The sequence below is a fragment of the Mycolicibacter kumamotonensis genome (genome assembly GCF_002086285.1).
Taxonomy (GTDB): domain Bacteria; phylum Actinomycetota; class Actinomycetes; order Mycobacteriales; family Mycobacteriaceae; genus Mycobacterium; species Mycobacterium kumamotonense.
The window spans coordinates 1-24,136 of record NZ_MVHU01000044.1 but is presented as its reverse complement, the minus strand read 5'-3'; the positions used below and the strand labels follow the sequence as shown (position 1 = coordinate 24,136).

Annotated in this window: 20 protein-coding genes; 7 read left to right on the top strand and 13 right to left on the bottom strand. The window is 65.8% G+C overall.

What is annotated here, in order from left to right:
- Positions 1 to 510 precede the first annotated feature (510 nt).
- From relB to BST28_RS20550, 3 genes are all read left to right on the top strand, one after another.
- A complete protein-coding gene (relB, locus tag BST28_RS20560) occupies positions 511 to 915 on the top strand; it encodes a type II toxin-antitoxin system RelB family anti-toxin (RefSeq protein ID WP_083082694.1) in 405 nt (134 codons plus the stop codon).
- A 296-nt stretch (positions 916 to 1,211) separates the two neighbouring features.
- Positions 1,212 to 1,442: a hypothetical protein gene (locus tag BST28_RS20555; protein ID WP_083082692.1), complete on the top strand. Its 231-nt coding sequence runs from the start codon at positions 1,212 to 1,214 to the stop codon at positions 1,440 to 1,442.
- 675 nt (positions 1,443 to 2,117) lie between these two features.
- Entirely contained in the window at positions 2,118 to 3,146 is a 1,029-nt protein-coding gene (locus tag BST28_RS20550; RefSeq protein ID WP_133054346.1) for a TniQ family protein, read from the top strand.
- Positions 3,147 to 3,207: 61 nt separating this feature from the next.
- Here the strand turns inward: BST28_RS20550 and BST28_RS20545 are convergent, their stop codons facing one another.
- The 7 genes from BST28_RS20545 to BST28_RS24235 all read right to left on the bottom strand — a co-directional run bounded on the left by BST28_RS20545 (position 3,208) and on the right by BST28_RS24235 (position 14,620).
- On the bottom strand, positions 3,208 to 5,850 hold the full coding sequence (locus tag BST28_RS20545; RefSeq protein WP_165758123.1) for a TniQ family protein: 2,643 nt from the start codon (positions 5,848 to 5,850) through the stop codon (positions 3,208 to 3,210).
- A gap of 39 nt (positions 5,851 to 5,889) precedes the next feature.
- Complete coding sequence (locus BST28_RS20540; protein WP_083082684.1) at positions 5,890 to 7,026, bottom strand: ATP-binding protein; 1,137 nt, start codon at positions 7,024 to 7,026, stop codon at positions 5,890 to 5,892.
- A complete protein-coding gene (locus BST28_RS20535) occupies positions 7,023 to 9,149 on the bottom strand; it encodes a TnsB C-terminal domain-containing protein (RefSeq protein ID WP_083082682.1) in 2,127 nt (708 codons plus the stop codon). Before BST28_RS20535 ends, BST28_RS20540 begins: the two co-directional genes overlap by 4 nt.
- A complete protein-coding gene (locus tag BST28_RS20530) occupies positions 9,146 to 9,925 on the bottom strand; it encodes a TnsA-like heteromeric transposase endonuclease subunit (RefSeq protein ID WP_234808357.1) in 780 nt (259 codons plus the stop codon). Before BST28_RS20530 ends, BST28_RS20535 begins: the two co-directional genes overlap by 4 nt.
- A 197-nt stretch (positions 9,926 to 10,122) precedes the next feature.
- Entirely contained in the window at positions 10,123 to 10,806 is a 684-nt protein-coding gene (locus tag BST28_RS24445; protein ID WP_207570155.1) for a hypothetical protein, read from the bottom strand.
- Between the two features lie 361 nt (positions 10,807 to 11,167).
- Positions 11,168 to 14,140: a DEAD/DEAH box helicase family protein gene (locus tag BST28_RS20520; protein ID WP_234808356.1), complete on the bottom strand. Its 2,973-nt coding sequence runs from the start codon at positions 14,138 to 14,140 to the stop codon at positions 11,168 to 11,170.
- A gap of 171 nt (positions 14,141 to 14,311) precedes the next feature.
- Positions 14,312 to 14,620 (bottom strand): hypothetical protein, encoded by a 309-nt coding sequence (locus tag BST28_RS24235; RefSeq protein WP_165758122.1) that lies wholly within the window; start codon positions 14,618 to 14,620, stop codon positions 14,312 to 14,314.
- A gap of 240 nt (positions 14,621 to 14,860) precedes the next feature.
- Here BST28_RS24235 and BST28_RS20515 point away from each other — a divergent pair, with 240 nt between their 5' ends.
- Positions 14,861 to 16,783, top strand: a complete 1,923-nt coding sequence (locus BST28_RS20515) for a DUF1214 domain-containing protein (RefSeq protein WP_165758121.1) — start codon at positions 14,861 to 14,863, stop codon at positions 16,781 to 16,783.
- A complete protein-coding gene (locus tag BST28_RS20510; RefSeq protein WP_083082675.1) occupies positions 16,780 to 17,724 on the top strand; it encodes a R2-like ligand-binding oxidase in 945 nt (314 codons plus the stop codon). Before BST28_RS20515 ends, BST28_RS20510 begins: the two co-directional genes overlap by 4 nt.
- Here BST28_RS20510 and BST28_RS20505 read toward each other — a convergent pair.
- The 4 genes from BST28_RS20505 to mca are packed head-to-tail and all read right to left on the bottom strand — an operon-like array spanning position 17,711 to position 21,245.
- Positions 17,711 to 18,094 (bottom strand): nuclear transport factor 2 family protein, encoded by a 384-nt coding sequence (locus BST28_RS20505; protein WP_019738848.1) that lies wholly within the window; start codon positions 18,092 to 18,094, stop codon positions 17,711 to 17,713. The two genes, BST28_RS20510 and BST28_RS20505, sit on opposite strands and share 14 nt — an antisense overlap.
- Before the next feature lie 20 nt (positions 18,095 to 18,114).
- Positions 18,115 to 20,112, bottom strand: a complete 1,998-nt coding sequence (locus BST28_RS20500) for a thioredoxin domain-containing protein (protein WP_083082672.1) — start codon at positions 20,110 to 20,112, stop codon at positions 18,115 to 18,117.
- A 9-nt stretch (positions 20,113 to 20,121) separates the two neighbouring features.
- On the bottom strand, positions 20,122 to 20,376 hold the full coding sequence (locus tag BST28_RS20495; RefSeq protein WP_019734754.1) for a hypothetical protein: 255 nt from the start codon (positions 20,374 to 20,376) through the stop codon (positions 20,122 to 20,124).
- Positions 20,373 to 21,245 (bottom strand): mycothiol conjugate amidase Mca, encoded by an 873-nt coding sequence (gene mca / locus BST28_RS20490; RefSeq protein WP_083082670.1) that lies wholly within the window; start codon positions 21,243 to 21,245, stop codon positions 20,373 to 20,375. Before mca ends, BST28_RS20495 begins: the two co-directional genes overlap by 4 nt.
- Positions 21,246 to 21,353: 108 nt before the next feature.
- Here mca and BST28_RS20485 point away from each other — a divergent pair, with 108 nt between their 5' ends.
- On the top strand, positions 21,354 to 21,776 hold the full coding sequence (locus BST28_RS20485; RefSeq protein WP_083082704.1) for a DUF4307 domain-containing protein: 423 nt from the start codon (positions 21,354 to 21,356) through the stop codon (positions 21,774 to 21,776).
- A gap of 136 nt (positions 21,777 to 21,912) precedes the next feature.
- Positions 21,913 to 22,407, top strand: coding sequence for a transcription elongation factor GreA (greA, locus tag BST28_RS20480; protein ID WP_019736189.1), 495 nt, complete (start codon positions 21,913 to 21,915; stop codon positions 22,405 to 22,407).
- A 9-nt stretch (positions 22,408 to 22,416) separates the two neighbouring features.
- On the opposite strand, the gene BST28_RS20475 is transcribed toward greA, so the two are convergent.
- Positions 22,417 to 23,577, bottom strand: a complete 1,161-nt coding sequence (locus BST28_RS20475; RefSeq protein ID WP_019736190.1) for a cystathionine gamma-synthase — start codon at positions 23,575 to 23,577, stop codon at positions 22,417 to 22,419.
- Positions 23,574 to 24,136: Rv1078 family RDD domain-containing protein (locus BST28_RS20470; RefSeq protein WP_083082667.1), on the bottom strand; the 563-nt coding region annotated here is incomplete at its 5' end. The genes BST28_RS20475 and BST28_RS20470, both read right to left, overlap by 4 nt.

The window sequence follows — 24,136 nt, the reverse complement described above, 5'->3', positions numbered from 1 at the left end:
CGACTCTTCCGACTAGCCAGCCACCGGGCCACACCCAACTAATGTACTACTAGTAGTGCACCGTCGTCGACGTCGCACGAATCTAAAGAGCAGCCATCTGCGGGCTCATCGATGCCGGCCGTGGTTGTTGAGCTGCCGACCCTTTCCCTGCGCGCGCCAGGTGCCGAATCTGGGAAGCGCTGAGCCTCAGCCTGCCGCAGATACGCGTTGGGGGAACTATGCTTGGGAAGTGGTATTCGCTCGTCGTGAGGAAGGGAATACCCACGCCGAAGGCCCGACTAGCACCGCCGCAGAATCACTACAAACCGCCCACTCCGTCGCTGCCCCGTCCTCTGCTGACCCGGGTTTATCCGGCTTGGCAGTCGCCACGGCCCTGCGCGCGGGACATCGCGAGTACGCCGTGATCGCCCTTTTCATCTGCGACAAATCCGCAACGGCGGAATCTTCACGAACGCTCGGTACTGGGCTAAGGCCGCCATCGAACCTGAACCGACGGGAGGATGACCATTGGTGACCCGTGGCGATCGCGGCGCTGCCCGACTCACGAAACTCCTCGCTGACCGCGAACGCGCCGAACGCGTCGGCCGGATCCGCCGTCAGATGCGCGAGGACGACCGCGCATACGCGATGGGCCTGGCCGTCATCAGGCATGCCGCGGGCCTCACCCAAGGAGAACTCGCCCGGCGCCTGGGTGTCGGACAAGCCGCCGTCTCGACGATGGAGCGTCAACACGACCTGCTCCTGTCCACGTTGGCTAGCTACGTCGCCGCTGCCGGCGCCAACGCACGCATCGTGGTCGCTTTTGGAAACCGCGACCTGGAATTCGACCTCACCGCTCTAACCGGGCCCCCTCCCGACGCCCCACAACCAGACCCCAAATATGTCTGGGACGGACTTGAGCGCCACAACGACTAAGCGCACCTCCTCGACTGTCTGGCACCTTTCGAGCAGCACAGTTGTTAACGCCGACGCCCCCTCTGCCCGCCTCCGGTTGCCTCGCTCGGTCGGGGCCGCGGCCTCCTGCCCGGTTTCCGGTTCTGGAGTGTTCTGAAGTGTTTGGGTGGCCGGACTGAAGTCGGTACCCCGTTTGGTCGACTACGCATGCCCGGCCGGACGCTGCTCTTTGCGAAGCTGTCTGTTGTGTTTGGCGCGAATCGGCCGCGTCCTCGATTTCCTCCTGACATAGTTCGTCTTGTTGGCGAGGAACCAGGATGAAGGTCTGGCTGTTGTTTGAAGAGGTCGATGGCGTCTTAGTGCACGGGGTAACGGATACCGTCTACCAACGCGGGGACAGCGGTTCTGCAGACCTTGAGCAGGTGTTGAATGGCTATCGGCGCGAAGGCCGCGTGGTGCACGTCCTGGAGCTGGACGTTTGGTTGAATCACCGCCTCGCCGCCGCCGATGGCCCGAGTTTCACGGCAGGATGGATCCGACGGAACTAGCTACCCGTTACCGATAACAAGCCCGGGTGAACGCACCCACGTAACGGCCCTTTCGGCGCCGACGACACCGGGCGGTCGAACAAGCGGGGACCGATGCATACGCAGGCGTACGTCCGGTCATACGGAAGGCCGGTGCGGCGGAATTTGGCGCACTCAGTCACCGGAAGCTCCGGCGCCGCCAGCAAGTAGTCAAGATCGAGAGGACCCAGTACGCGCACTAGGTCAACAGTCCCGAACGCTTGACCCGTTCCTTGCTTGACGATGAACACCGGACCTCGAATCCGAGTGGGTCGCCCGCGAATCTCCCAAGCCTTCTCCCCCCCACTGAGCAGTGGCGAGGCGTACAAGTCGCGCACGATAAGACCGCGCGGCTCGCGCGCTCAGCTTCCCAAGCGGCTGTGACCACGGGACTGTCAGCTTGTGTCGCCGCTGGGAATGACCGAAGTCGGCGGTGGTCGTAAGCGGCCCCTGCGAGCGTCATAGGCATCGACGTCCGAGGGTGTTCGCTTTGTTCAGCGACAGCTGTGACCTGGGTGCCCGCCGCGGAGTGCGCCCCGACGTGTTCGACGTCCATGAGTACGTTGCGTTCTATTATTTGCACTACTAGTAGGACATTATTGATATGTGAACGCGCCGGGCCGGTCGCCCGATGTGCCGGGGATTCGCTCGTTGCCCATGCGCGTGGCGCCCGCGGAAGACGAGAGCCTGGATTCGTGGCTGGAGGTGCTGGCCGCCCGCCTGGACGCTCGGTGGGGTGAGCTAGTGGCCGGGGTGGGGGTGTTGAGTCGGCCTGGCGAGGGCGCGGCGCAACAGTTGGCGCGCGCCGCCGTCGCGCCGACGGAGTTGCAGATCGCGTTGATCAGCCGCGCCACCGGTGTCGACCCCGTCCGCGTGGAGGCGACGACTTTGGCGCCGTGGATTGCTGCGCATGTGTCTCGGCAGCGGTCGGCGACGATGCGGGTGCCCGGTTCCCGCTTCTGTCCGCTCTGCCTAGATGAGCGTGGGGGTCGCTGGCGGGTGTGGTGGCGTCTGCGGTGGGCGTTCGCGTGCCTGACGCACTGCTGCCTACTGGAAGATCGATGCGCCGACTGCGGGGGCCTGCAACGTCTGGGACCGAGACCGCCTGGCGACAAACCCGTGGTCGGGCGATGCACCAGCTATCTGAGTAGCAACCGGGCAGGGCGCTGTAGCGCACCACTGGCACGAAATAGTGTGAGGTTGATGGGCCACGATGATCCGCTGTTCGCCGCACAGCGTGCCATTCTGTCCGTGATGCGCGAGCGGCGGGCGTGCGGCGGCATCTACACGGACCAACCGGTCAGGTCCGAAGTCTTCAGTCAGGATCTGAGGTTGCTGGGAACGTGGATTCTGCGTGTCGCCCACCGACACGAGCTCGGTAGCAGGATCTCCGATGCCCTCGCCCGCACGTACACATCGGGGGCCGGAACCCACCCGCTGGTGACCTCGCCGACGGCCGGCCGGCGGGGGTCGTCCTCGAGGGTGTCCAGTGACGCCGTCGCCGCGTGCGTCGCAGTACCCGTCCTGAGTGCCGCGGACCCGGCAGCCGCGGCCGAGCAGCTGCGCTGGCTGACGACCTCGATGCGCCGACGCGGATTGTCGCCGCACACGCCCGCACACCGGTGGCGGCCCGGCGTAAGTACCGCGCTGACCGCCGTCGCACAACACTTGGCCTCGGCGAAGTGATCACGCCGAGATGTCGGCTCATCTGCGGCACGACGCCCTAGATCTGTTGTGCGGCAGCAAGCTAGAGCCCGCCTCGGTGCGCGAGCTCAGTCACCGCCGCAACCACCCTCTCACCGAAACGTGTCACCCGTACCGGCGACCGCAACACGAGAGCATGCCCGAAATCGCGTTCGAGTCGCTGGACGGTGGCGGCCACCGCGGGAACGCCTGTGCCCAGGACGTGGCCTGCGTCGAGGAAACGGTCGTGCTGTGCGATCACCACGAAGCGCTGCAATCGCTCCCAGCCGCCGTGTCCGATGAGAGCGGGCACCAGAATGCCGGGGACGGCGGGGTCGGCGGTGAGGTCGGTTCGCGTGCGGCGGGTGACGGTGCGTACTGGGATGCCGTGGTGGCGGGCGGCGGCGGCGAGCGCTTCGGATTTCATGCCGAGTTGCCGGCTAATGTCGGCCATGGACCGCTGTTTGGTGACGTATTCGGTGTGGAGCCAGTCGGGATCTACGACGGGGCGAGCTCGTCCGCCCGGCGTGCGCACCGGTATGCCGTAGTCACGCATGAGTCGGCGCACCGTCTGGGGGCCGACACCGGCGATGACGCCGATGCTGCGCAGGCTCTTTCGATCACCGAGATAGAGTTCCCGCAGGCGGTCTGCCGGCAGCGCATCGACGGCACGCTGATAGGCGCGGCCCGGTCGTGGGGCTCCGACTCGCGGTGTTCGGGGCCGCGGTAGTCGTGGCGGGGCCGGATGCCGCTCGAGTGCGTAGCGGACGAGACCAGCGCTGAGGTCGAGGCGCCGCGCAGCCGCACGCGTACTGAGCCGGTCGCGGCGGAGCAATCGGTGCAGTCGCGTGATATCGACATCGTCGATGCCGCATCCGGGCAGCGTCAGCGTGCCCAGCACGTCGATCGCGGGCTCCCACGCTACGGGTTCGTCGGTGATGCCCTGCGCGGCGAGGAAGTCCACTGCGCAGGTGTGCAGGGCCTCGGCCAGTTCGGGAGTGAGTCGCCGGGGAAACTCGGCCAAACTCCCGGTGATGTGTCGGGCTCGGTGATCATCGGCGGCGGCCACGGGTACCCCGCTGAGGTGCTCCCGCAAATAGCGGCGCGCAGTGCAGTGCCCTCGCGGTGAGATCCGGATGCTGCGGCACAACGTCTTCCACTGCGCCTCAGGCAGCAGGCCGGTGTAGTCGAGCCGGCGTCGCCGGTCGTAGTCGATGGGTGCGCCGTCGCGATCCAGGTGGTCGGACAGCCGAATGAACGCCGACCGGATGTCCTCCCAGAACGGTGACGCCTTGAGACGCCACAGCAGGAAGGCCACATTCGATGGCGTCACCGCATTACCCAACCGTGCCGCGGCATCGTCGACGTCGAGGGTGGTGGACACCAGCAGAACGGCGACCGCCAGCGCCGTGCGCGCCGACGGTTGGTAGAACGACGGCGGGCACAGTGTCAACGCCCAGGTGGGCCACAACAGCGTCGGGATGCACCTTGGCAGCCGGCGCCGGCGGTCACGGTCGTTCACCGGTCGTTGAGGAAACGGTGTGCCGAGCCGGTAGTGCAATTGCTCGACCGGACTGAGGTGAGGTTCGGCGGCAATCAGCTGAACGGCTTGTAGGACGGGGCTCGCCGTCAGGGCGCCGTGGTGAACCGACAGGGACGTCCTGTGCAGGTCGTAGCGGGAGACCTCGCGGGGTAGAGCGGCCAAGGGCGCAGCGGCGGCACGGAGATCGGGTGCCTGCAGGATTTGCAGCGCCGCGGAGATGGCCACCGCTCTGATCACCGGCGGCCCAGTGGACCACCGGGGCGAGGCGTGTGTCGTCTCCGGCTCGTTCACCCCGCTGCGGCGCAGGCTCTTGCGGTATTCGGCGAAGAGATCGGCCGGTACGAAATGATCCAGGTGCCGGGTTCCCGCGGCGGAAAGAATGTTTCGGCCCAGGAGCCGAATGTCGCACAGGACATCTGCAGTCGGCCTCGGGTGCCGGCGATAGACACCCCATGCCGCGACTCCACTGTCCAGAAGGGCCGACACGGCCGACTGCGCGGCCAGTGCGGGATGATCAGCATCCAGCTCGATGACGGGAGCCCGGCCTAAGTCGGCGTCACATCGGACCCGCGATTGGATAGCACCGGGGGCGGGGCGGTCGCATTGACCGGGGTGCGGCGGCCCCGGTCCGGTCACGAGCCGCTGCCCTTGTCGGCCACCGCACGTCGGGCAGCGATCGGCCAACAGGCATCGGTGTTGGATGCACGCGAACGTCCAGATCAGGAGCCACTCCAACTTCCACGCGCCGCCGGTGGCGGCCAGGCAATGCGGGCAAAACTGGGATCCGGCGACGCGATGCCAGTCGGCGAGGGTGGTCAACCGAGCCGCCGGTCCGAAGATCGCGGCGGTGGTGGCCGCGTAGCGCGCGAGTGTCAACGCCGCGACGTCGGCGGCCGGGTAGCCGGTGACGGCACCGATCGCCGCGGCGTCTTCGGTGCTGACCTGCGCAACGTTCAGGCGACCGCGGATGTTGCGGCTGACGTGCGGGCAAATCTGCGGATACAACTCGCTCACCGACACGTCCAGCCGCACAGCGCAGGCTTGCAGCCACGAGTACAGCGACTCACCGGGCAGCGGATCAGTCCGTAGCGGAAACGCACGAACGCCCTGCTCGCTGGTGGCGACCCGGCTCTGTGACAGGACGTCGAGATCGGGTAGTGGCAAGCGGTCCTTCGGACGTCGGGTCCGGGCCATCGGGTGCGCCTAGGACACGGTGGCGCGGGTCGTCTTGGTGTGCGCGCTGAGGCGGCGGGTGCGGAACGCGACCTCGAGCTCGGCGCGGGCACGTTCGGCGGCGCTGTCGATGCGGATCGCATCCAACACGGTGTGGGTTAACGCCTCGGCCCCCGTGCGCACCGCCCGCGCGCAGCCACGCCGGATGAGCTCCATCAGGGAACCGATGTGCCCCGTGCTGCGGATGAACAGGTAGTCGAGCATCTCGCCGTCGGTCAACATCCCGGGCCGCTTATGAGCCAGGACCAGGCGTTCCTCCACGGTGCTCAACAACGTCCGCCACTGACGCCGCGCCCGCTCGCTGTTCACGGCGTACGGCCGCATCTCCAGCGTCGTGGTGCGACGCAGCGTCTGAGCGAGCACTGCGTCTTCGTAAACCGGGCCGTCCATCAGAATTCCGCGCTCCCCCAGACCCACTCCGATGAGAAGCAGGGTCACCGGGAAGTCGTTGGCGATGTACTTGAAGTGATTGCTGATTTCGATTCCCCCGTGCTGCTGCCAGTGCAGGAAATGCACATCGTCGACGATCAACAGCCGGGTCTCACAACTCAGCACGCAGTCCAGCGCCCACTTCCCCAGTTGCGTCGTCGTCACGCGGCGCCGACCGGGGTGGGCGTAGAAGTCGCAGATGGCGGTGTTGAAGTCCTTCATGCTGGTGTTGCCGCGCAAACCGACCCGGCAGACCGGCCACCGTTCGTCGCCGGCACGGGTGAAGTCCCCGTAGCGAGCGATCTCGCGTTGATGGTACTTCTTGGCGAATTCCTCTATAGCGCAGCTCTTTCCGAGGCCGGGGTATCCGTCGATGGCGACCGCACCCTTGGCGCGCTGTCCGTCTTGCTCGTTGCAGTCCAGGATGTCCCACAGTGCTTCGTGTACCGAGGTGAGCATTGGGGTCTTAAAGGGGCCGAGGTTGTTGTGCCAGTCCGCGCGGCGCCGGTTGTACTCCTGTTCGCCGCCCTCTCCTAGTCCACGGATTTGACGCTTGGACAGGGATTCCGGACGCGTCCGTGGCGGTGCTTGTACGAAATCCCGCCAGCCCTCTTTGCGCGCCAGGGTGAGGTTGTCCAGATGAGGCGCCGGTCGCGGCCTCGCAGTCGTGGTCGTCACAGGTCCTCCAGGGTGTCGTCGTACACGCCGGCGTCGATGGCCAACGGGACCTCGTCGAGATCGTCGTCGATTGATGCGGCCTCGTCAGCGGCGGCCTGGGCAGGGTCGACACCGGCCAGGATCCGCTGGGCCGTGGGAAGTGCGCTGACATTGACCGCGGCGGCCAAATCGATTTCCAAAGAGGACTGTTCGCGGCACACTCGCAGCGCCGCGCGGCGTTCCGCCGGGGACCGGCCCTGTGTGAGGTTACGTCGCTCCAACAGCTCCGCCAACGCCAACTGATCATCGAAGGCGGGATGTCTGGCTTTGGCCAGCCGGCGGGCGAACTGCAAACCGTCCTCGTTCATGGGCGCGGTCAACAGCGTGGCGTGCGTCCACACCAGCGGATGCCACGTGCGGGTGTGTTGAAGATCGAAGAAGAAGATCCGCCGGATGTCGTCGGGGTTGACCTGAAACGGCCATTTGCCGCCCTGCTCGGTGTAGGGGCTTTTCTCGCCGACGTAGCCGACGAGCACCCCGCCCCGATAGATCCGGCCATTGATTTCTACGCCGTAGTGCTGGACGGTGCGCCACACCACCGGCAGGAAGCGATAAGCGAGATCCGGGTCGCGGGGCACCTGCAGGTAGCCGGCCCGCGCGATACCGTGCTCGAACATCTGCGCCGGAGACATCCCCAACGACCACAGCCCAGGCTCTCCGACCCCGTCGTGGGGCCGCCGATGGTAAACGCAGGCCACCCACTCGCGCAGCAGCGCCTCCAGCTCGTCGAGGAAGAAGTAGGCCTCCGATTCCGGGGCAAGCCCACGGGAATACACATCTGGGCCCTTGTAGCCGGGCAGCTCCTGCAAGAACCCCTCCCGGACGGTGCGGAAGAACCGCTCCACAGGCCCTTTGTCCCGCCCGGTGCGAATCCGGGCCGGCTGGATCGATATCCCCGCTTGCCGACACGCGCTGGTCAGCGCCTCCCCCACGTAGATCTTGCCGTGATCGACCACAACAGTCTCGGGCACGATCGCCGGTGACGCGGCGAAGACGCTGTCCGCGTCCAGCGCGTCGGCGTCGATCAGCACCGACTTCGGGATCCCGTGCGGCGGCCAGACCGCATCAGCCGGCCAGTCGCGCCCCGCCGGGGCGGGCCGCAGACACTGATAGAGCACAGTGGCGGCATCGAAGGCCTTCGCCGATCCCGGAGTCAATCGTAGACCGATAATGCATCGCGAATACCAGTCCATCGCGACCGTCAGCTCCACACTCGTCCACCGCAGTGTCTGCGGATCCATCGCGAACACATCCAGGCGCGTGGTGTCCATCAGGACGTACTCCCCCGGCCGCTGCGGGTGCAGCCCGCCGTACGCCAGCGCCGGGCGAGAGGCGATGTCCCGGTTCCGTTTCGACGAATGATGGAAGATGGGATGGCGACGCTCGAGATTATCCAGAATCATGTAGGCCGTGGACTTTCCGGGCAGCCGAACGACACCCGGACCGTAGGTCGCGCTGATCCGCGCACGCGCCTGAGCAATGATGTGCTGCTTACTGGGACGAGACGAGTCCGTGTGTTCGATCATGATGTCCAACGCGATGCGCTCGAAGACCGCGAAGCGGGCCCGGTGCGAGGCGATCCGGGCGGCCCGACCGTTGAGTAGCCCGGCTTCACCGCTTCGAAGGTAATCGGCGACCCACCGCTCCACCGTTCGCTTCCCGCACCGAAGTTCACCGGCCTTGGCGGCAACACGGTCGCTGCGTGGGGTATTCGACCGATACGGTGCGCGCGGCTCGAACGCCGAGGCTGTCCGCGCATTGCCCGAGCGATAGCCGGTCAGCACTTCTCTCACGTGCGACGCGCGATTGCGTGCAAGTTGGCGTTCGGTGTCTGATGCCGCCTGCCAGATCACGGAGGCGGGCACGGTGTCGTCGACGAGCTCGGTGTTTAAGTCGTCGTCGAGCAGACGAACGTGATCTGACAACAGCTCACTGAGCGCGATCCGCCGCAGAGTCCCGCTGCGGAGATCCTTGGTTGCCAGCACTACATCACCTCGGGCACAGTGCACCTCGACGACTTCGACGATCTCGCCGTCGTAAAGGAAACGGGTGCCGATACGCACATCCGTCGCTGCAGACTTCACGGCTTCTCCAATACCGTCGACGGGCTCAGGGGTGCGCGGAGGTCAGCGCCCAGCTCGTGGCGCCACAATGAGGTGAAGAGCGCAGCGCGAAGAAGCGGACCCGAGAGGCTCTGGAATCGCTTCTCCGCTTGAGTAATCGAGTCGCCGACCAACGTGGGTATCGCCACCCGGACCGCATCCCGCAGTCCTACGGGCACCAACCAGTCGCGCCGATAGCCGGCCAGGAAGCGGATGTTCGTGAATTCCACCGGCTCCGGATCCGATACCACCCGGTAGCCCCAGCCGAGCGAGCAGACCACTTCATTCGTCCACGCACACATCGTTTCGATCTTCGGATGGTCAAGGCGCTCGGCGCGCACGACATCGACGACCACGGGTCCGTCCGTGGTGTCCCATAGATAGTCCGGGATATGCCGACGCAGACGTCCATCGACGTCCGCAGTTAACAAGAACGGCTGCGCGACCATCGCGCGCACACGAGGATCGAAGTCTGCGCGGATCAGGCACGACAACTCCAGCCGCGACTCGTAGATGACGTGCTCAGCGACCGTCGACGACCAGTACGTCCCCGAATAATGTCGCTGACCGAGATACCACCGGAACGTCCGCCACGGGTTCGCCGCCATCAACACCGATGTAGCTACTCGATCGGCCGGCAGGCACCGCTCTTCACCCACCGCGGGCCGGAAGGCGATCACCGCGGACGAGACATCGACATCCACAAGAACCGACACAACTCGCTCCACGAGCTTGCTGTTACCTACCGAGCGTGCCACGGCGCCCGAGGCTACGTCGCCGAATCGCCGAACTGACCGTCGCCCACACACACGAGTTCGGCAAATTGACGGAGTTGTTGCTGCGATGTCGGACCCTGGATGTACTCTCCGCCGCGAGGGAACACAGCCGAGGTCCTGCCTACCGCGCTGACGTTGCGGCGAAAACGAGTGCTTGTGGTCGACGGTGGACACAACCTTCAGTCGTTTTTGGCGGGGGTGGGCAGTGCTGCGCCCAAGCAGGCACCGTCGTGGTTGGCGCGTCGCAGGAGGAATACGAGGCGTTTCAGAAGCTCGTCGCTATGGACGTCGGGGCGCAGTGCATCACGGCGACGGGCATTGGCGTCGCGCATCTCGATGAGGACAGCCGAAAGCAGATTTGAGCAAGTGCTCGCTGCGGCCGACACTGCAGTTTGTCTGCTCGGCGTACGCCCGCTTTGATGCGGCAGCGCTGCGGGGCGGGAGCCAGCGCTTAGGTCATGGCGAGGATGGCCTGCGGGGACCGGGGTCGCATTGGTCTGCGCGCGGGCGAACTCCATGAGCATGTGCCGTCGCACCTGCGTCAAGAGGAGGTGGTCGTCGTGCGCCATCGCCTCGTTGAAGGCTGCCAGCTCGTCCTCAGTTGGTGGCCATGTAGTGAAGAAGTCGGTGCGATCTTGCGCCTCTTGATCACCGTTGACCGAGGGAACCACGTGAACGAAGTCAGCAGAGCTGATGGCGCCGACGCTATCCGGGGCGTCGACGTCGGCGCACCATTCGATGGCTTCACGGATCATCTGGTTGAGCGCGGAGGGCGGAATGAGCCGGCTACCCCGTGCCAGAGCCCCTTTGACTTCATCGGCGAGGTCTCCCTGTAGAGGTGACAGGAACTTCTTCTCAAACACGATCTGAACCGACTCGATCGAACAGCACTCATCGCCGAATCGGCACTTTCGTCGGTTCACTCGGTGCTGGCGTATCCGTGTCGCGTCGCGGCTCTTACAACGGAGCTCTGCAGCAGTTCGTCGACGAATTGCGTGCCCAGGGGCTGTCTCTCTATTTTCCCGACACCGGCACGTTGCCGTCCATCCCGCGCAAGTCACCGCCGATCGCGCTAGGCAACGATCCACGCCGGATTTTGCGCCCTGACGAATTGCCTTCGAGTGGAGCCTTACTCAGTCACCGAGGCGAGCTGTCGGCCGAATCGTCGGTCTCGATGACTTGATGTGGTCGCGTCGACTTCCGATGCATTGGTAATCGGGCATATTACGACGAGCAGACCAGCACCGAGTCGGCCAGCCCCCCAAGGGAATCGTCGAACACGGCGAGTAGATCGCGGATCTGGACAGCGCTGAGTAGATCTTGTTCAACCCCGGATTCCAACTGGTTCCAAGATAAGCCGGGTTGAGCGATTACGACGGTGCCGCGAAGGCGGAAAGGGCGGTTGCTGAGCGACCAGTTTGGGTGACCTGGAATCAGTCCCAGCAGCGCCCGCAGCAGTGGTTCACTGCCGTCAATCAGTGTCAATGCTGGCGAACTGACACCGGAGTAGCGATCAGCCATTTCCCTCCAGAGTTCCCGATCCGTGAGCCACCTGCGGCTCTTGATGGCCTGAGCGACAACGACCTCCATATCGGTGACTCGGACCGACTTGAACGCTGCACCCGCGGGCTTGGCGTGCCACAGCTCGATCGAGAGTTCGTAAGCTCCGTGCATCTCGAGGACAATGAGATCGGCGATCTCCCCTGATCCGTCGTTTTCGATGACCCAGCGCCGTCGCGCGGACGTCGGTCGAGTGGTGAGGAGGGTTTTCAACGTCTTGTGGATTGAATCACCGTCTTTGGCACTCCGGTCGACCTCCTTCTCGATGTTGGTGGTGCTCCAATCCGGAAATATCGGCATCCAGCGCTTCAAGTCCCGCTGCACAGTCGGCGGTTGATAAAGCGTAGCGCCGCTGGCTATTTGGCCGTTGAGGAAGTACACCGTTGGCGGCATCGATGACAATAGGTCATCTAGTGGCCGAGGCGTCTGATGGCCTCGCCTCACAAGGAGCGGTGAATCGGAATTCATCACGTCGCCCTGGGTATCGAGACGCCCGGACCAAACAGTCGTCCCGCTGTCGGGCCTAATCGCCACGAATGTCAGTTGTTCGCCCGATGGGTGCGTCGATACATGTTGGAGATCCAACCGGCCGATCGAAAAGCCGTCCAAGGTGGTCCATTCGCTTGCGAGCAAGAGGTGATGCATCTCCATAGCCGCGACAGGCGCCTGGGGGAAGTTGTCGAATCGAACTCCTCGCGCAACGGCGGGCAGCAGTGGCGCGACGATCTGCGCCGAGGACCAGTACCGGTCGGCGAAATCCATCAAAGCGCCGTCATACTCGCGCAGAGGGACGTACCGCGACTCCCACATTTTCGCTTTCTCGACGGCGATCCCGGTGTTGTATGCCGCGTTTCCTGGGCCCTGGCCGACTTGTGCCATTGCATGCCCGATTGCCGCCTGCGCAGTATCGGCTTCACGCATTCCGCGATCGACACCACTTCCTGCAAATGTCTTGTAGCTCGCACTCCCCCGGCCGCCGCCGTACGTGTTGCGCACTCCGACGTTCGACACGCTGAGCCGAGGAAGGGTGTCGAAAGCTCGCTGCAGGCGCCCCGGATCCGCGGCCCGAAGATGCTCGCTGGTTGCGTCGAGCAGTTCGGTGACCGCAGGCATGACCATGCCGTCGGTGGAGTTCACCAACAGCAGCGCGCGACGAGATGCACCTTTAGCTGGGAGATACGTGATGAGATGCAAAGCATACTCGGGCGCATCCAAACCCGAGTCGAAGTTCCAGCGCGGAGACCGGGTGCCTTGAGTAACCAGCAATAGGGTTCGGTTCTCGGGGGTGACGGTTGAGTAGAGGACGCGCCCACCACGGATTGGATCACCACTCACAAGGCCCGCGGGCAAGCTTCCGTCGATAAACGGCGGCAGCCAACCATCGTGAACCTCGTATACCGTGGCCCGGACTAACGGACGCAGACTCTCGAGCGAGAGTTCAGCAGGAGCAACTGCTAGCTGCTTGGCGAATGCCTTGTCTGCCGCTTCGGCCGCCACTGCATCGTCAATGATCCCCGGTAGAAGCGAAGGCCAGTCGGCGTCTTCCTGGTATAGCTCCCACAACGCACCTCTCAGTCCCGGATAAACGTCGGCATCCTGCACTGTCACCAACACAGACGGCTGGGGAAAGTCGGAATGGCTGCGGACGAGCCTGCCGATGAGTTGAATAGTCGACGCCACTGACTTGTGCTTGTCGTGGTACGCGGCGAGCCGAAGGCGCGGCAAGTCGAAGCCTTCCCCCAACATGCCGACGACGGCGACCGCGCGAATGGTGCCCTCCTTCAGCCCGTCGAGGATCTCCGTCCGTCGAGCTTCGGCGAGACCAGACGTCAATGCGACTACGTCGACGCCAGCCTCGCCGTACAACCTCACTAGTTCGGCCGCTCTCGATCTGGTCCCTGCGCGAACGAGCAAGGTGCTCGACGCATGCTCCGGTCGGTTGAACTGGTTCAATACCTCGTCTCGAATCAGTTCGTCGCAATGGCGGCGCTGGGCAGAGGTAGTGACCTTGAGCAACCTCGCTTCGACCGTCTTGTAATAGCCGTCAGAGATGGCCGCTCGTAGCGGATAGTGAAAGATAATCTCGCCGGGGACGCGCTTGCCGTCACGTCGCCGTGGGGTTGCGGTAAGCAGTACCTTCCTTGCGCCATCGAAGTGGTCCAATATTGCTCTCCACGTCGGAGCCGGTGCATGGTGAGCCTCATCGACGATCACCAAATCGAAGAGGTCAACGGGCGGCTTGGAATCTTCGTCATAGTGGTCGGGACTTATCGACTGCGGCAGCGCCACCACCACGTCTGCGCCCTCGCACTCGCGCCAAGACGTCAACCGCCCTTTGACCTCAAGGACATTCGGATTCCCTTCACCGCCCAGAGCGCCGATCTGGCGAAGCACATCTTGACGCTCGAACGCGCTTACAGTCTGATCGCGCAACTGAGTACTAGGTACCACCACCAGCGTCCGGTTTGCCCCAACAATGTAGGGCGCCGCGAGCGCAATAGCCGTTTTTCCTGAACCCGTCGGCACCGCGACGAGTGCTGGCTCGCCGCGATGAACAGCCCAATGCCCAAGCAACGAGCCCAGCGCGCCGCGCTGGGGCGGCCGCCACTCCGGAGTTGCGGCATCTCGAAAGAGCACGAAACTCCGGGCAGGTTCCCGATAAAACGGCGGCACATCTCATCATGGCGACCGAATTCACGCACCAGCCCCCCGACACGCCAGATAACGGGGCTGTTGGCCGTCGCAAAGGCAGCCCGGGGCCAGGCAACATCGCCGCCCCATCAATGAATCGCCATTTGGCTAGGTGAACTAGGCAATTTCCGATATCGGTGGCGGATCCGCCAGAATCCGCCATCTTGTTCTGGAATCCGCCATGGAAAATTGGAACCTACAACCCGGGTGGGCGACGTTCGCTGCCAGCCAGTGCAGCAGGTTGGACCGATTGCTCTGGCGGATCGCCTCTGCGATCACCGGATCATCGGCAATAGTGCGCACATAGTCAGAGGCCATTGTTGCTTTGTGCAGCTCGCGCAGCCACGGTTCGAGACCGCTGACGCCCACTTGGGCGCCCTGCCGCATCAGCTCGCACGCCCGGTCGGACGGGCGCTCCCCGTTCACCGGCAGAGCCTATCCCGGATGTTGCACTGTGCACCGGCAATATCGAATTTCTGGTGCGATGTCGGTGCAACCGCCACTTGTCCCACCGGTTTTCGCAGAGAACTATTAGCCGGAATCGGTCGTTCTATCAGCACTTGGAGCAACATGGCACACCAGCAGCGTCCCTCGAGAGTTAACCGTCAGCCGTCGCATGGACACACTCGGGCGGCGGTCACGGCGGCCAGCGTACTGGCGGTCGCATTGACGGCGTCCCCCTCGGTATCCGCGGCCACGGCAGCGACGCCCGCAGTCAAGGCGCCGTCGATCCTGCTGACGACGGGCGCAACGAGCCCGTTCCAAGCGCTGCTGGACCAGATCGTCGCGGGGCAGCAAACAGTCATCGCCACGAACAGCCAATACCCGTTCGTCACCGAGTTCGACAAGACGCTGCTACCCGGGTACGCGCAGATGTCTGCGATGAACCAGCTGGTCCTCGGGCTCTCGCAGTACAACCTGGACCACAACTACTCGCAGAACTCCACGTCGGTCATCCCCTACCAGTGGAACGCCCCGGGCGCCGAGCCCTACAACTTCTTGAACAGCCCCAACCCGGATGAGCAGTACCACCTGCTGCCCGTCGGGGACCAGACGGATGTGGTCACTGTGCGCCCCGGGCCGGGCACCGAGGAGGTGACCTTCACGATGATGACCGGCAACGGCATGACCCAAGAGACGGATTGGCACTCGGTCACCGCGTTCAACCTGTCGGAGTTCCATGCCAACCCCGATGGCAGCTACACCATCTACGTCGGCCCCGATGCGCCCACCGGCGCAGGCTCCAACTGGATCGACACCACCGGGTACGGGTCCGTGCTGATACGTGACACCCTCGGCGACTGGGGCCTGCAACACACCGCGGTCTCTGTCCAGCTGGAGGACCAGCCCGCCTTCACGATGCCGGTCCTCTCGAGTGCGGACATCTCGGCACTGCTGGGCCAGGCCGGCGACAACCTGGTGGACAACAACTCGAGCTTCACCCTGCTGGGCCTGCAGTATGTCTTCGACACCATCCCGATGGACTCGGTGAAGCCCTGGGCGACGACCACCGCCGCCATTCCGGGTGGTCCGCTGCTGCCTGGTCAGATCACGAGCTTCGTGCACTTCCAGGTCTCGGATGGCGAGGCGATGGTCGTCAAGGTGCCCAACATCGACGCCACCTACACCGGCGCCCAGATCGCCAACGCATGGACGGGCACCTCGGCGTACGCGACCGTGACCGGCAGCCTCAACAACACCCAGGCGTTCCACGACTCCGATGGCTACACCTACTACGTCCTGAGCAGCCAGAACCCGGGTGTCGCCAACTGGATCAACACCTCCGGCCTGCAGGACGGGCTGCTCGCGCTGCGCATCCAGGGCCTCAACGGTGACATCCCGGCCAACGCACAAATCCTCGGAACCGTGCCCGTCGGCGAGGTCGGCACCCTGCTGCCATCGGACTACCCCACCGTCAGCGCCGCCGAATACGCCGCGGAGATCCAGCAGCGGATCTTCCAGTACGACTACGCCATGGACCAGACGCACAACCCCATCGGCTGGGTGACGACCAACCTGGAGTTCGACCAGCTCAAGTCCGCCGTCGGCGCCGAAGAGTTCGAGAAGATCTTCGGTGGCCAGCAAGACGTTCCGTCGGTGATGGATCGGATGACGGATGCGACGTGGATGCCCAACCTGGGCAGCGTCATCAACAGCTTCATGGCGGACCCGAGCGGCGCCACGGCGGCGTTTGTTGAGAATCTGCCCCTAGCGGTCAAGGACATCGAGCTGCCCATGGTGCTGGCAGCCCTGCGCATGGAGATGCTCGTCGGCGATGCCTTCAAGGCAATCGAGGCGGACCTCTCGTCGAACCAGTTCTCGCAGGCGATCACCGATCTCACCACCGGCATTCGTGACCTCAGCGGCGCCTTCGACCAGATGTGGACCGACCCGGCCACCAGCATCACCGCGGGTCTTCTCAACGCTCGCGACGACCTGGCGACCTCCATCCTGAACTCCGACGGCCACGCAGCGCTGAGCGCAGGTGACTTCACCTCCGTCAGTGACCAGCTGACCGAGCTCTACCAGGCCGCACAGCAGATGCTGTCGGCAGGCATGAGCTACATGCTGGACGGCGGTGCGGCATGACCCGCACCTGCTACGGATCCCTGGCCTCCGGTGGTCTCAATTGGCACAGCTTGCCTTTGAAGCTCTTCGCCGGCGGCAACGCGAAATCCTGGGATCCCGCCGACATCGACTTCTCCCACGACCGGGAGGACTGGGAGTCGCTGTCGGAGCGTGAGCGTGACCTCGCCACCCGGCTCTGCGCGATATTCATCGCCGGCGAGGAAGCCGTGACCAGCGACATCCAGCCGTTCATGGCGGCGATGCGTGCTGAGGGCCGACTCGCCGACGAAATGTACCTGACCCAGTTCGCGTTCGAAGAGGCCAAGCACGTCCAGGTGTTCCGGTTGTGGCTCGACGCGGTCGGGATAACCGAAGACCTGCAGAGCTTCCTGGAACCGATGCCGTCCTACTTGAAGATCTTCAACGAGGAGCTCCCGGAATCGTTGAATGCGCTGCTGGCCGATCCCTCGCCGGCGGCGCAGATCCGGGCCTCGGTGACCTACAACCACGTCGTCGAAGGCACTTTGGCGCTCACCGGCTACCAAGCCTGGAAGCGGGTCTGCGCCAACCGCGGCATCCTGCCCGGAATGATGGATTTGGTCGGCCATATCGGCGACGACGAGCGTCGGCACATGGCGTGGGGCACCTTTACCTGCCGCCGTCACGTGGCCGCCGACGACGCCAACTGGGCGGTGTTCGAGGCGCGCCTCAATGAGCTGGTTCCGGTGGCGGTGCAGGTCGTCGACGAGATGTTCGGGTTATACGGCGACGACATCCCATTCGGCCTGTCCACGGCGGAGTTCACGGCATACGCCACGGACAAAGGGATGCGCCGGCTCGGCACCATCGAAAGCGCCCGCGGCCGTCCGCTCGAAGAGATCGACGTGGACTACACCCCCCTGCAGCTGGAGGACAGGTTCGCCGCCGAGGATGCGACAGTCCTGACGACTACAGCTGGGTGATGTTCTCCGCCGACCAGTAGGCCTTCATCGCGGCGATCTTGCCGTCACCGTCGAACACCATCACGTCGATCGGCTCGATGCGCATCCGGTGGTCGCCGTTGGTGATGGTCAACGCGAAGTGGAAGGCCGCCTCGTTGCCGGCGACCCGCAGCGTGACCAGTTCGGACTTGCGGTCCAGGCCGGTGATCGCCGAGTAGAAGTTGCGGATGGCCTGGTGGCCGATGTGCACCTCGCCGCCGACCGGGTCCTCCAGGGTGGCGTCGGTCGCGTACAGCCCGACCAGCTCATCGGCGTCGCCGCTGCCGACCAACTCGATGTAGCGGTGGACCGTCTCGGTGATGGCCTGTGCCTTGTCGGGTGCGCTCGTCATGTGCCGCAGGTTACACCGGGCTACGGGTTCCCGGGCACCTCGAGGGCCACGGCCAGCTCCGCCACACTGCCCACCGGCAGGTCGCACACCGGACCGCGGCAGACGTAGGCGGCGTCGGCGTCGTGGATGCGGTCCCGCCCGACCAGCAGTTCCGACGATCCCGGCGCACCGCCGACGACGATCGCCCCGCCTGGGGCCAGCCGGCGCGCGTCGGCCAGCAGCGCCGAGCCGGCGCTCTGGCAGGCCACCGCGATCTGCAGCGGGCCCCGGATGTAGGCCTCGGCGACCGCCAGCCAATGCCCGACCGAGCGCGGCGCGCGGGCCAGCAGCGCGCTGTGCGCCGCCAACGCGTCGGCGGCGGCCTGCCGGTAGCGCTCGCTGCGGTCCGCGTCGACCAGGTGCGCCGCGGTCAGCAACGCCTCGGTGACCAGCGCCGCCCCCGAGGGGGTGGCGCCGTCCAGCGGGTCGCCGGGGCGCAGCACCAGCGCTTCGGCGTCGTCGGCGCTGTCGAACCAGCGCCCGGGCTGCGTCGGGTCGGCGAAGTGGGCCAAGGCGGTGTCCAGCAGTCCCGCGGCGGCGTCGCGCCACCGCGGGTCGCCGTCCAGCTGGTACAGGCTGAGCAGCCCGGTGGCCAGCGCGCCGTAGTCCTCCAGGATCGCGGTGCTGTCCCCTACCCGGCCGCCCAGGCTGGCCCGCCGCAGCCGCCCGTCCAGCAGGTGCAGGCCGAGCAGCGCGCCGGCGCACTCCTGCGCCACGGCGGTCAGACTCGGATCCTCCAGCGCCACAGCGGCTTCGGTCAGAGCGGTGACCGCCATCCCGTTCCAGGCGGTGACCACCTTGTCGTCGCGTCCGGGTTGGGGCCGGGAACGCCGGGCGTCCAGCAGCCGCTGCCGCACCCGGTCGAACCGCTGCGCGTCGTCGGGATCGGCCGGTAGCTGCAACACCGAACTGCCGGCTTCAAAGGTCCCACCCGGCGTGACCCCGAAAACATCTGCCGCCCAAGGCCCGTCGTCGTCGCCGAGCACCTCGGTCAGCTGCTGCCGGGTCCACACATACGTCGAGCCCTCCCGGCCGTCGGCGTCGGCGTCCAGCGAGGAGACGAACATGCCGCCGTCGGACAACTCGTCGATCAGGAACCGGGCCGTCTCGGAGGTCACCCGGATGGCCAGCGGGTCACCGGTGCGCCGCGCCCAGTGCGCATACGCCCGTAACAGCAGCGCGTTGTCGTACAGCATCTTCTCGAAATGCGGTACCACCCAAGCATTATCGACGCTGTAGCGGGCGAATCCACCGGCAAGCTGGTCGTAGATCCCGCCGCGGGCCATCGCCGCGCCGACGCGTGCCACCGCATTCAGCGCCGGCGGGTCCGCGCTCCGCTCGTAGTGGCGCAGCAGGGTTTCCATCATCGCCGACGGCGGGAACTTGGGCGCGCCGCCGAAACCTCCGTGTTCGGTGTCCTCATCACGCAGCACCGCCGCCACGGCGCCGTCGCAGAGCAGCGCGTCGACGGGCGGGCCGTCCCCGGGCACCCCGGCGGCCATCGAGCGCAACTCAGCGGCGATGCGGTCGGAGGCGTCCTCGACTTCGTCGCGGCGGTTGCGCCAGGTGTCGGTGATCGCCGAAAGCAGGTTCAGGAACGTGTCTTTCGGGTAGTAGGTGCCGCAGTAGAACGGCCTGCCGTCCGGGGTCAAAAAACAGGTCATCGGCCAGCCGCCACGCCCGGTCAGCGCGATGGTGGCGTTCATGTAGATCGCGTCGATGTCCGGGCGTTCCTCCCGGTCGACCTTGACGCACACGAAGCCGTCGTTCATCGCTGCGGCGACCTGCGCGTCCTCGAACGACCCGTGCGCCATCACGTGACACCAGTGGCAGGCCGCGTAGCCGACCGACAGCAGGATCGGCACGTCGCGCTCGGCGGCCTCGGCCAACGCCTCGGGCGTCCACTCCTGCCAGTGCACCGGATTGTCGGCGTGCTGGCGCAGATACGGGCTGGTGGATTGCGCGAGGCGATTGGCCATGGACGCGGCCTACCCCGTCGAGTCCGGCCCGGGGTCCAGCGTCCCTTCGTCGGCGGCCTGATCGGCCGCCGGATCCTGCGGGTCGAAGGATTCCGGCACCTTCTTGAGCTGCCGGTTCATCGACCACACCAGCCCGAACGTGCCGAGCAGCAGCAGCACGATGACCAGCAGTCCGAACGGGCTTGCCTTGCCGAAGTCAGGCCCGGTGTCGCGGGGCACCTCGTCGGCCAAGATCCACAGTGTGTTCAGCACAGCGTGATTCATGAGTCGTCCTCGATCCCGGCGAACAGGTCGGTCTCCGGCAGGGTAACCGGTACCCGAGACCGGGCCAGCTCGAACTCCTCGGTGGGCCACAGGCGTTGCTGCCACTCGATCGGAGCGGCGAAGAAGTCGCCGTTGGGGTCGATCTGGGTGGCGTGGGCGCGCAGCGCGTCGTCGCGCTGGTGGAAGTACTCGGCGCAGTGGATCCGGCTGGTCACCCGGTCGGCGAACACATCGTGGTCGGGCTGCCAGTGCTCCAGCCACTTCGCGAACGGGCCGACCTCGCCGTTGCGGGCGAACTCGTCCTGCAGCAACTGCATCCGTTGCCGTAGGAACCCGTGGTTGTAGTACAGCTTCGAGACCGACCAGGGATCGCCGGCGTGCGGGTAGCGGCGATGGTCGCCGGCGGCCTCGAAGGCGGCCACCGAGACCTGGTGGCACCGGATGTGGTCGGGGTGCGGGTAGCCGCCGTTCTCGTCGTAGGTGGTCATCACATGCGGCCGGAAGTCCCGAACGATCTCCACCAGCCGCTCCGTGGACACCTCCAGGGGCACCAGGGCGAAGCAGTCCTCGGGTAGCGGCGGCAACGGGTCGCCCTTGGGCAGTCCGGAGTCGACGAATCCCAGCCAGTGATGCTCGACACCGAGGATCTCTGCGGCTTTGGCCATCTCGTCGCGGCGGATCTCGGCGATGTGGCCGTGGACCTCGGGCAGGTCCATGGCCGGGTTGAGGATGTCGCCACGCTCGCCGCCGGTCAACGTCACCACCATCACCCGGTGACCGGCGGCGGAATAGCGGGCCAACGTCGCCGCGCCCTTGCTGGACTCGTCGTCGGGATGCGCGTGCACCGCCATCAACCGCAGTCCGCTCATGTGCAAAGTCCCCTATAGTTCCTGTTGGTTTCCGGCCCCCATCGTTCCACCATGTGCGGTGGGCGCGGTAACCGCTCCCGACTCACGACCATGGGACACACCGCGACGATGACCGACTCGAAGCCGGCCCGCTACGGCGACGCCCGGGGCCGCGCCGTGCCCCGGCGCCTGCTGGCCATCGCGCTCGGTGCACTGGCCGTCGCGACGGCCGCCGCCGTCGCCGTGCTGGGCTACCAGCGGCTGACCACCGCCGACGTCAAGGGCGACCTGTACGGGTATGAGGTGCTCGACGACCAGACGGTGTCGGTAAAGATCAGCGTGACGCGATCCGACCCGTCGCAGCCCGCGGTGTGCATCGTGCGGGTCCGGGCCGCCGACGGCACCGAGACCGGCCGACGGGAAGTGCTGGTGCCGCCGTCGGAGTCGGCGACCGTACAGGTGACGACGATCGTCAAGTCCTCCCGGCCGCCGGTGAAGGGCGATATCTACGGCTGCGGCACCGACGTCCCCGGTTATTTGAAGTCGCCCTGATTTCGCGGTGGTACCCTTTACGGATACACGGTTCCGACTGGGACCGTGTATTGCTGCATTAGAACGACTGCATTAGAAATGTGTCGACCCCGCTGCCTTTGATCGCCGGGTCCGACGACACGAGGAGCACAGTGAGATGACGGACACTCAGGTGACCTGGTTGACGCAGGAGTCACACGACCGGCTCAAGGCCGAGCTCGACCAGCTGATCGCGAACCGTCCGGTGATCGCCGCGGAGATCAACGACCGCCGCGAAGAGGGCGACCTGCGGGAGAACGGCGGTTACCACGCCGCCCGCGAGGAGCAGGGTCAGCAGGAAGCCCGCATCCGCCAGCTGCAGGAGTTGCTCAACAACGCCAAGGTCGGCGAGGCGCCCACCCAGTCCGGGGTGGCGCTGCCGGGGTCGGTGGTCAAGGTCTTCTACGACGGCGACAAGTCCGACACCGAGACCTTCCTGATCGCCACCCGCCAGGAAGGCGTCAGCGACGACAAGCTCGAGGTGTACTCACCGAACTCCCCTCTCGGTCACGCCCTGCTGGGCGCCAAGGAGGGCGAGGAGCGCAGCTACACCGTGCCCAGCGGCAAGACCGTCAAGGTGACCCTGGTCAGCGCGGAGCCCTACCACTCCTGAGCCGGGCGCTCAGCCCAGCGCCTGCTTGAGGTCCTCGAGTAGGTCATCGATGTCCTCGATGCCGACCGACAGCCGCACCAGGTCGTCGGGAACCTCCAGCTGAGAGCCGGCCGTCGACGCATGCGTCATCGCGCCCGGGTGCTCGATCAGCGACTCCACCCCACCCAGTGACTCGGCCAGAATGAAGATCTCGGTTGCGGCGCAGAGCTTCTCGGCGGCCGGCCGGCCGCCGCGCATCCGCACCGACACCATGCCGCCGAACCCGCGCATCTGGCGGGCGGCGACGTCGTGCCCGGGGTGGCCGGGCAGGCCCGGGTAGAGCACGCTGTCCACCGCCGGGTGCCCGGCGAGAAACTCCGCCACCACCGCAGCATTCTCGCTGTGCCGCTGCATCCGCAGCACCAGGGTCTTGAGTCCCCGCAGCGTGAGGTAGGCATCGAAGGGGCCGGGCACCGCACCGGCGCCGTTCTGCAGGAACGCGAAGGCGGCGTCGAGTTCCTCGTCGTCGGTGACCAGGGCACCGCCGACCACGTCGGAGTGCCCACCGATGTACTTGGTGGTCGAGTGCAGCACCACGTCGGCGCCCAGCGTCAGGGGCTGCTGCAGCGCCGGTGAGGCGAAGGTGTTGTCCACCAGCACTTTCGCACCGGACTGTCGGCCGATCACGGCAATGGCTTCGATGTCGCTGATCGACAGCAGCGGGTTGGTGGGTGTCTCCACCCAGATCAGCCGGGTCTTGTCGGTGAGGGCACCGCGCACCGCGTCCAGGTCGGACAACGGGACCGGGGTGTGGGACACCCCCCAGCCGGTGAACACCTTGTCGATCAGCCGGAAGGTGCCCCCGTAGGCGTCGTCCGGGATGATCAGGTGATCGCCCGGGCGCAGTACGGCCCGCAGGGCGCAGTCGGTGGCGGCCATCCCCGAGGCGAACGCCCGGCCGAAACGGCCCTGCTCGACCGCGGCCAGGGCGGTCTCCAGCGCGGCCCGGGTCGGGTTGCCGGTGCGGGCGTACTCGTAACCGCCGCGCAGACCGCCGACACCGTCCTGGGCGAAGGTGCTGCTGGCGTAGATCGGGGCATTGACCGCCCCGGTGGCCGGGTCGGGCCGGAAACCGGAGTGGATTGCCTTGGTGGACAGGCCCTTCGGGTTGTGTCCTGGATTCCGGCTCACCGGATCGGCAGGCAGACGGTCGTCATGATCTTGTCGGCTATCGTCTGCCGTTTAGCGTCCCACAGCGGGAACAGGTAGCCGATGCACAAGATGAGGCCGTCGATGATGTGGGCCAGCTGCCGCACGATCGACATCCCGAACCCGATCGGCTGGCCGGTGGCCTCGGCGACCACCTTGAACTTCATCACCGACTTGCCGATGCTCGAGCCGGTGACCCCCTGCCGGTAGCCGAAGTTCCAGATCCCATAGCCGAGCGCCGCCACCCAACCGATGAACATCAGCATGGCGCCGGCGCTCGACGGGGTGACGGTGCAGGCCAGCCCCAACGAGGTGGTGACGCACTCCCGCTTCGCCGTGGATCCGGCGATCATCGAGGGAATTCCGTAGATCGCCAGGATCGGGACGGAGTCGATGAGGTATGCGCCCACCCGGGTCAGCCACGATGTGTAGGCCTCCTGCGGAAGCTGGCCGACCGGGCTTCCGACCGATCCGTATCCCGGCGGCGGAGGCGGGTAGTTGCCCGGCGGTGGGGGCGGGTAGTTGCCCGGCGGTGGAGGCG